General features: G+C 70.2%; 4 protein-coding genes (1 of these 4 cut by a window edge). 1 reads left to right on the top strand and 3 read right to left on the bottom strand.

All coding sequences use genetic code 11. The annotated features are described in order from the left end of the window. Window positions 1-171 precede the first annotated feature (171 nt). Together gspC and LXT23_RS45430 are read right to left on the bottom strand one after the other, a co-directional pair. Entirely contained in the window at window positions 172-1,065 is an 894-nt protein-coding gene (gspC, locus tag LXT23_RS45435) for a type II secretion system protein GspC (protein ID WP_253986783.1), read from the bottom strand. Window positions 1,066-1,095: 30 nt separating this feature from the next. After that, entirely contained in the window at window positions 1,096-1,704 is a 609-nt protein-coding gene (locus tag LXT23_RS45430; RefSeq protein ID WP_253986782.1) for a hypothetical protein, read from the bottom strand. Between the two features lie 35 nt (window positions 1,705-1,739). Here LXT23_RS45430 and LXT23_RS45425 point away from each other — a divergent pair, with 35 nt between their 5' ends. Beyond that, window positions 1,740-3,305 (top strand): cytochrome P450, encoded by a 1,566-nt coding sequence (locus tag LXT23_RS45425; protein WP_323379164.1) that lies wholly within the window; start codon window positions 1,740-1,742, stop codon window positions 3,303-3,305. On the opposite strand, the gene LXT23_RS45420 is transcribed toward LXT23_RS45425, so the two are convergent. Continuing rightward, window positions 3,291-8,876, bottom strand: the 3' end of a protein-coding gene (locus LXT23_RS45420; protein ID WP_253986780.1) for a non-ribosomal peptide synthetase. It continues 20,763 nt past the right edge of the window; only the last 5,586 of its 26,349 coding nucleotides appear in the window; its start codon lies beyond the right edge, outside the window — the gene reads right to left on this strand; it ends in the stop codon at window positions 3,291-3,293. The genes LXT23_RS45425 and LXT23_RS45420 overlap by 15 nt on opposite strands.

The raw sequence follows: 8,876 nt of genomic DNA, 5'->3' as shown, positions 1-8,876 counted from the left end.
GGAACGATGTCCGCGTCCCCTCGGCCGATACAGGCGCACTGAAGGAACAGCAGCTGCGTGGAGCCCTCCGGTGCTTCTTGCGCAGATGTGGTGCCGTGCTCCTCCGGATGCCCACAGTGCGGCCGTCGGGCCCGGCGTGTCGCGCCTTGAAGAGGACGGCAATTTCCCGCTTCAGCGGACGTCGTACACCTTGCGGACCGAGCTGCCCCCGCGGCCGATGTCCAGCTCGATGTGCCGGGCCTCGCGCAGCTTGGTGAAGGCCTCCAGGACGCGCTCGGGGGAGTCGAGTGTCAGCCCGTTGATGCGCTTGAGCACGTCCCCGTTCTGGAGGCCAATCTTCGTGAAGAGCGAGTTCTGCTTGATGGCCGCGAGCTTGAAGCCCACGGACTTGCCATCTTCGATGGCCGGCAGTGCGCGGGCCTGGGTCATGAGCTGGTCCATCCGCGCGAGCGCGGTCTGCAGCTCCTCGCCTGGAATCTCGTAGGCGTGCTCGCCCGTGGCGCGGATGCCACTCTCCGGGCCGGCAGTGGCCACGGGCACGTTGCGCGTCAGGGCGGGGGCCTGCACGGCGGAAGCGGCCTCTCCGTCGATGAACTCCTCGCGACCGTTGGCGGCGACGATGATGCGCTCGCGCTCGATGGTGAGCACTCGCGTGCCCATCAGGTCATCGCCCACCATCAGGCTCTTCGCGCGCTGGGTCTCCAGGTCCTGGACCGAGGCGAAGGACCACTGCGCGTCGGTCGCCACCAGCGTGCCCAGGAGCTTCACCCGCAGCGAGCTCCTCACGGGCCCCGTGGCGACCACGTCCTTCGGAGGCTCGGCGTCCCTGGGCGCTTCCTTCCCGTAGGTCAGTCCCGTGAGCCGTGCGAGCACGGCTCCATCCAGGGGCGTACGAGGCTCCTCCGCGGCGGCGGTGGCCGACCCGCGAGCGGAGGCGGCCGTGTCTACCGGAGGCGCGAGCGCGAGCTCCACGAACAGATTGAGCGTGCGCGCCGCCAGGAGCGCGACGAGCAGGATGAACGTTCCGTTCACCAGCCAGAAATACCTGCGGAAGATGAGTGCCATCGCGTCGTTCCCCCCTCGTGAAGCGTGGACTCAGCGCACGTCGTAGACCTTGCGGACGGGGCCACCGTCGCGCTCGAGGTCCAGCTCGAAGTGCCGGGCTTCACGCAGGTTCTGGAAGGCCGCCATCGCGCCTTCGGGCGTCTGGAGCGACAGCCCGTTGATGCGCTGGAGCACGTCGCCATTCACCAGCCCGAGCTTCGCGAACACCGAGCCCGGCCGGATGGCGAACAGCTTGAACCCCTGGGCCTGACCTTCCCGGAAGGCGGGAACGATTCGCGCCTGCGTGGACAGGTCGTCCATGCGGGAGAGCGCCGCCTGCATCTCCCCGTGCGGGATTTCATAGGCGTGCTCGCCGACCGTGCGAATGCCGTCACCTGGCGCGGTGGCGGCCGGCACGGCGTGGATGCCCGAGCCTTCGACGACCTGCTGGCTGTTGACGGGAAGGGTGATGCGCTCGCGCTCGATGACGATGACGATGACGGGCGTGACCTTCTGCTCCGGCCGCGGCTCGAGGCCCGGAATGAGGTGGGTGAGCTTGAAGTCCGTGAACAGCTGCATCGTGTTCGCCGCCACCGGGGCGGCGACGAGAACGAAGGCTCCGCACAACAACCCGAGGTTCCTGCGAATGAAGCGCGCCATGGCGTGGCTCCTGTCGAATCAGTGATGGGGGAGCCATGAGCAAGCGCGGTGCCACGGGGGCCCAGGTGCGGTGTTTCACTCGGGGAACGTGCTCCATTCGCGCCTGGCGGCGTGGAGCGCGGGACCCTCTGTCACGCATGCGGGGGACGGGGCATGACAGGTTGTCACGGCCGCCAGCGAGGCGACCCCGAACCGACAGATGTGCATGCTACGTTCGAGCACAGCCGACCATGTCTCGACCGAACCTTCCCCCCGGCCCTTCGCTGTCTTCACTCGCCTGGCACATGGTGACCAGGGGGGGAGACCTCAACAGCTTCCTGTGGCGTGCGTATCAGCAGTACGGAGACATCGTCCTGCTGCCGTTTCCGGCGAGGCCGCACGTCCTCGTGGCCAGCCCGCCGTTCATCAAGCACTTCCTGGTCGACCAGGGTGTGACCAACTACCCCAAGGAGCCCATCCGTCGCGGCATCCTCGCGGGCGAGTCCCTGACGAGCAGCAGTGGGGCGGTCTGGAAGCGGCACCGCCGGATGGCCCAGCCTGCCTTCAACAGGGAGCGACTGCTGTCCCAGGTTCCCCGGATGGTGGAGACGCTGGGGCGGGTGCTCGACCAGCGCTGGGAGCCGCACCTCCGGAGCGGGGAGCCCATCCATGTCCTCCAGGAGATGTCCTGGGCCGTCATCTCCGTCATGGGGCAACTGCTCTTCTCAGAGGACCCACCGGATGACGTCCGTGAGGCGGTGTGGCGCTTCATGCGAGCCACCATCCGCCCGCTCCCGCTGCTGGCCGAGGTGCCCATCGTTCCCCGCTCGCTGGTGGCCTGGGAGCACCGGCGCCGGCACCCGCAGGCGCGCTCGTCCGCGATACACATCAGCGACTTCTCCTGGAAGATGGTCCGCCAGCGGATGGCGCAGTCGGAGCAGCCGGAGGACATGCTCGGCGTGCTCATCGACGGACGCGACGAGAAGGGCGAGCGGATGACCGAGCTGGAGGTGCGCGACGACTTCGTCGAGTTCTTCTTCGCGGGACACTCCTCGACAGCCATCGGCATCGCGTGGATGTGGTTCTGCCTGGCGCAGCATCCGGAAATCGCCGCGCGTACCGTGGACACGGTGGAGCGGAGCCTGGGGGGGCGGACTCCCACGGCCGCGGACCTGCCCGCGCTTCAGTACGTGAGCCAGGTCCTCAGTGAAACCCTGCGCCTCCATCCGGTCGCCACGGAGATCACGAGGGTCGCCATCAAGGACGACACGATTGGTGGGTTCGACGTCCCGACGGGGACTCCGGTGACGCTCAGCCCCGCCCTCATGCACCGGCTTCCGCAGTACTGGAAGAACCCGGAGGCTTTCGACCCGGAGCACTTCTCCGACGCGGCGGTGCAGGCGCGGCCCCGGTTCGTCTACATGGCCTTCGGGGGTGGGCAGCGCGTGTGCATCGGGTCGATGCTGGCCTCGGTCATCGGCACGCTGTTCGCGGCGATGGTGCTCCAACGCTACCGGCTGGAGCTGGTCCCGGGCAGGAAGGTCGTCCCGACCACGGGCGGCACCCACTACCCGGAAAACCTCTGGATGAAGGTGCTGGCCACGTCTTCACAGCAGCGCTGACAGGAGCTCCGCCAGTACCTGTACACCGGGTGCACGCAGCACGGTGTAGTGGTTGCCGGGCACCTCCTTCAGGTCCAGGCCGCCCGTGGCGAGGGCCGCCCAGCCGCGGTCCGGCGTGCGGTTCGTCTCCTCTGCGCCTTCGCTGGCGCGCAGCAGGGTGACGCGCCCGGAGAAGGGCCCGGGCACGTAGTGCTTCAGCGCACGCGTGTTGCTGGCGAAGACCTCGAAGAGGGTGCGCAGCTGTGGCAGGCCCACCTCGGGGACGAGCAGGCCCGCCTGGCGGCCCGCGTCCAGCAGGTGCTGGAGGATGGCGTCCGGCCCCTGCTCGACGAGCTGCGCCTCGGGCATCCACGGCGCGTTGGCGGCGAGCAGGGCCTGGTCCCTGGCGAAGAGGGCCGCCAGCTGGGCGCGGTCCTCGGTGTCCGTCTTCACGCGGTCCGCGGTGGCAGGGCTGGGGTCGATGAGGGCCAGCAGCGCCACCTTCTCCCCCCGGGCCTCCAACTGGCGGGCCATTTCGAAGGCCACCACCGCGCCCAGCGACCAGCCTCCGAGCAGGTAGGGCCCGTGAGGCTGGACGGTGCGAAGGGCCTCGACGTAGAGGGCGGCCATCTCCTCGAGGGTGCCGAGGGTGGGCTGCTGGCCGTCGAGTCCCTGGGACTGGAGGCCGTAGACGGGCTGGTCCGCGCCGAGGCGCCGCGCGAGCTCCGCATAGCCCAGGACGTTGCCGCCGACGGGGTGCACGAGGAAGAGCGGCCGGCGCTCACCCCCGCGCTGGATGGGCACCAGGGGCGAGAAGGGCGCGGGCACCTGTCGCAGCAGCGAGGCCAGGGCCTCCACGGTGGGCGCCTGGAAGAGTGCGGCCAGAGGCAGTTGGCGGCCGGTGCGCTCCTGGACGCGGGCCATGAGCTGGACGGCGAGCAGGGAGTGGCCGCCCAGCTCGAAGAAGTTGTCGCGGATGCCCACGGTGGGCAGGCCCAGCAGCTCCGCCCAGAGGCCGGCCAGCGAGTGCTCGAGCACGTCGCGAGGAGACACCTGCTCCACGGTGGAGACGGAGGCCTCGGGAATGGGCAGGGCCTTGCGGTCCACCTTGCCGTTGGGCGTGAGGGGCAGGGCGTCCAGCAGGACGAAGGCGGAGGGCACCATGTGCTCGGGCAGCCGCTGCTTGAGTGCAGCGCGGAGTGCCTCGACGGAGAGGTCCGTCCCGACGACGTAGGCCACCAAGCGCTTGTCGCCCGGGCGGTCCTCGCGCACCAGCACCAGCGCCTGTCTCACGCCCGGGTGGGCGGACAGCACGGCCTCGATTTCACCCAGTTCAATGCGGAAGCCTCGCAGCTTCACCTGGAAGTCGGTGCGGCCCAGGTACTCCAGCGTGCCGTCGGCCTTCCAGCGCACGAGGTCTCCGGAGCGGTACAGCCGAGCACCCGGCTCGGTGCTGAAGGCGTGGGGGACGAACCGCTCCGCCGTCAACTCAGGGCGGCCGAGGTAGCCGCGCGCGAGGCCGACGCCGCCGATGAACAGCTCTCCGGCGACGCCCACGGGCACCGGCCGCAGGTGGCGGTCCAGGACGTAGAGACGCGTGTTGGACAGGCCCTTGCCCAGCGGCGGGCGCTGGCCGTCTGGGATGCACCGGTGGAGGGTGGCGATGACGGTGGACTCGGTGGGGCCGTAGGCGTTGAAGAAGCGCCGGCCCGGGGCCCACTTCGCCACCACCTCGGCGGTGCAGGCCTCGCCGCCGGAGATGACGGTGCCCAGCGTCTCCAGGCCTTCGGTGGGCAGCAGTGCCAGCACGGAGGGAGGCAGCAGCGCGGAGTCGATGGCCTGGCCGCGCAGCGTGTCCACCAGGGGCTGGCCGGGCAGCAGCGCGTCGCGGGATGCGAGCACCAGGGTGGCGCCGTGCAGCAGCGTCGTCGTCACCTCGTACACGGCGGCGTCGAAGCTGTAGGAGGCGAACTGGAGCACGCGCTGGCCAGGCTCGAGGCCCGTGGCCTGGGCCAGGTGTCGCGTGAGGTTGGGCACGCCGCGGTGGGCCACCATGACGCCCTTGGGACGGCCGGTGGAGCCGGAGGTGTAGATGACGTACGCGAGGCTGTCGGCGGTGCCCAGGCGCGCTGGCGCGGTGGCCGGGTGGCGGGACAGCTCGGCGGTGTCGAGCGCCAGCACGTCGCCGGAGAAGGCCGGCAGCACCTCGCGCAGGTGCGAGTGCGTGAGGAGCACCGCCGCGCCGGAGTCCTGGAGCATGAAGTCCAGGCGCTCGCGCGGGTAGGCCGGGTCGAGCGGGACGTAGGCGCCGCCGGCCTTGAGCACACCCAGCATGCCGATGACGAGGTCGAACGAGCGCTCCACGCACAGGGCCACGCGCATGTCGGGACGGATGCCTCGGGCCCGCAGCTCATCGGCGAGCTGGTTGGCGCGCGCATCCAGCTCGCGGTAGCTCAGCGACTCCGAGCCGAAGCGCACGGCCTCGGCATCCGGCGTCCTCGCCACCTGGGCCTCGAACAGCTCATGGACGCAGGCGCCGTCCTCGAAGGTCGAGGCCGTCTGGTTCCACTCCACCAGCAGTTGGTGCCGCTCGGGCTCGCCGAGCAACGGCAGCTCGGACAGGCGCAGGCCGGGGTTGGTGGCAATGGCTTCCAGCAGCGTGCCCAGGTGCTTCGCCATGCGCTCGACGGTGGCGGCATCGAACAGGTCGGTGTTGTAGCTCAGCGAGCCATACACGCTGTCAGCGGCGGGCTGCATGGCCAGCGTGAGGTCGAACTTGGCGACGTGGATGGGCGCCTCGAGCGAGGACAGCCGCACGCCGGGGAGTGAGATGGAGGAGTCCGGCAGGTTCAGCAGCGAGAACATGACCTGGAACACCGGCGAACGGCTCAGGTCGCGCTCGTGCTGGAGGACCTCCACCAGCTTCTCGAAGGGCACCTCCTGATGGGCGTAGGCGCCCAGCGTGGTCTCACGCACCTGGGCCAGCAGGGACGCGAACGTGTCCGCGCTGGAGAAGCGCGCGCGCAGGGCCAGCGAGTTGACAAAGAAGCCGATGAGGCCCTCCGTCTCCGAGCGGTTGCGGCCCGCGATGGGCGAGCCGACGACGAGGTCGTCCTGGCCCGAGTAGCGGTGCAACAGCGTCTGCCAGGCGGCCAGCAGCACCATGAAGAGGGTGGCGTCGTGCTCGCGGGCAAGCCCTTCCAGTCGCTGCCCCAGCTCGACGGGCAGCGTGAAGGGATGCACCGCGCCCGCGAAGGTCTGCACGGGCGGGCGGGGCCGGTCGGTGGGCAGCTCCAGGGCCTGGGGAGCCTCGCCGAGCTGCTGCTTCCAGTAACCGAGCTGGGCTTCGAGCACCTCGCCGCGCAGCCAGCCGCGCTGCCACCTTGCGTAGTCGGCGTACTGCACCGGCAGCGGCGGGAGGTGGGGCTGGGTGCCAGAGGCGAAGGCCTCGTAGAGGCCGGCCAGCTCCCGGACGAGCACCCCCAGAGACCAGCCGTCGGAGACGATGTGGTGGGTGTTGAGCAGCAGCACCTGGTCGTCAGGCGCCAGCCGCAGCAGCGAGGCGCGGAACAGCGGCCCATGTGCCAGGTCGAACGGGCGCGTGCCGTGTTCGGTGGCCAGGCGCAACGCCTCGGCCTCCCGGTGCTCGGGGGCCAGCGCGCTCAGGTCCACCACGGGCAGGTGGAAGTCGGAAGCGGGATGGATGACCTGCACGGGCTCGCCCTGGTGGGACGTGAAGGTGGTGCGCAGCGACTCGTGGCGGCGGACGAGTGCGTCCAGGCTCCGCTCCAGCACCGCGACCTCCAGCACCCCCTCGAGGCGCACCGGCGAGGGCATGTTGTAGGAGGCGCTTCCCGGCTGAAGCTGGTCGATGAACCACAGTCGCTGCTGTGCGAAGGACAGCGGCAGGGGGCCGGTGCGAGGCACGGGCACCAGCGGTGGGACCTCCGGGCCCTGCTGCCCTTGCTTCAGTGCCTGGGCAATGCGTGCCGCGAGAGCGGCCACGGTGGGTGCTTCGAAGAGCGTGCGCAGGGGCAGCTCCACGCCGAAGGTGGAGCGCACGCGCGAGATGACCTGGGTGGCGAGCAGCGAGTGGCCACCCATGGCGAAGAAGCCATCGGTGACGCTGATGCGTGGCAGTCGCAGCACCTCGCTGAAGATGGCCGCCAGCTTCGCTTCCTCGGGAGTGCGTGGGTCGGTGAACGGGGCATCGCCGCGCAGGCTCTCGGCGTCGGGCGCGGGGAGCAGCTTGCGCGCCAGCTTGCCGCTGGGCGTCAGCGGCAGCGCCTCCAACGAGACGAACGCGGAGGGCACCATGTACTCGGGCAGCCGCTGCAGGAGCAGGCCGCGCAGGACATCGATGTCCAGCGGCGTGGCCTCCGTGTGTCCTTCTGCCCGGACCGGGACGACGTAGGCCACCAGGCGCTTGTCACCGGGGTTGTCCTCGCGCACCACGGCGGCGGCGTCGCGCACGCCCGGCAGGGCGCGCAGGACGGCTTCGACTTCGCCCAGCTCGATGCGGAAGCCGCGCAGCTTCACCTGGAAGTCGATGCGGCCGAGGAACTCCAGGTTGCCGTCAGCCTTCCAGCGCGCCAGGTCACCGGTGCGGTACAGGCGGGAGCCGGGCTCGTCGCTGAAAGGGTTGGGCACGAAGGCCTTGGCCGTCAGGTCCGGCCTTGCCAGGTAGCCGTGGGCCAGGTGCGATCCACCGACGAAGACCTCGCCGGGCACGCCCACCGGGCACGGCTGTCCCTGGGTGTCCAGCACGTAGAGCTGCGTGTGGGCCAGCGCGCTGCCAACAGCGGGCAGGGAGGGCCAGGAGGAAGGAGCGCCCTGGAGGCGCAGGGCGGAGACGACGTGGGCCTCGGAAGGGCCGTACTGATTCTCAAGGATGCAGCCAGGCAGCTTCTCGAAGAAGGCCACCAGGGCGGGCGTCACCTGGAGTTGCTCACCGGCCGTCACCACCTCGCGCAGCGCGCGCGGCAGGGTGGCGCCATGGGCCACGGCATCGGCCATGGCCTGCAGGGCGATGAACGGAAGGAACAGTCGTTCCACCGCATGCCGGTGCATGAAGGCGAGCAGGGCAGGGATGTCCTGGCGCAGGCCGCCGGTGGGCAGCACGACGGTGCCGCCGGCCCACCAGGTGCTGAACAGCTCCTGGATGGAGACGTCGAAGTTGAGCGACGCGAACTGCAGCGTGGTGTCGGCGGGGTTGACGGACTGCTGCTGCTGCCACGCGAGCAGGTAGCTGAGGGCGCGGTGGGGCATGACGATGCCCTTGGGCCGGCCGGTGCTGCCGGAGGTGTAGATGAGGTAGCAGATGGCCTCGGGCGACACGTCGCGCGAGGGCGCGTGCGTGGGCAGTCGCGAGATGGCATCGGCCTCCGTGTCCACGAAGACGCGGCGGGCGCGCAGGTCCGCGGGGAGCACGGACGTGAGATGCGACTGGGAGACGACGACGGGAGCGTCTGCGTCCTCCAGCATGAAGGCGAGGCGGTCGGCGGGGTAGGTGGGGTCGAGCGCGAGGAAGGCGGCACCGGCCTTGTGCACGGCCAGCACGGCAACGGCCATGTCCAGGCTCTTGTCGAGGCA

This window comes from Pyxidicoccus xibeiensis, from assembly GCF_024198175.1.
Taxonomy (GTDB): Bacteria; Myxococcota; Myxococcia; order Myxococcales; family Myxococcaceae; genus Myxococcus; species Myxococcus xibeiensis.
The sequence above is the reverse complement of the archived record's forward strand: the minus strand, read 5'-3'. Positions and strand labels throughout refer to the sequence as shown.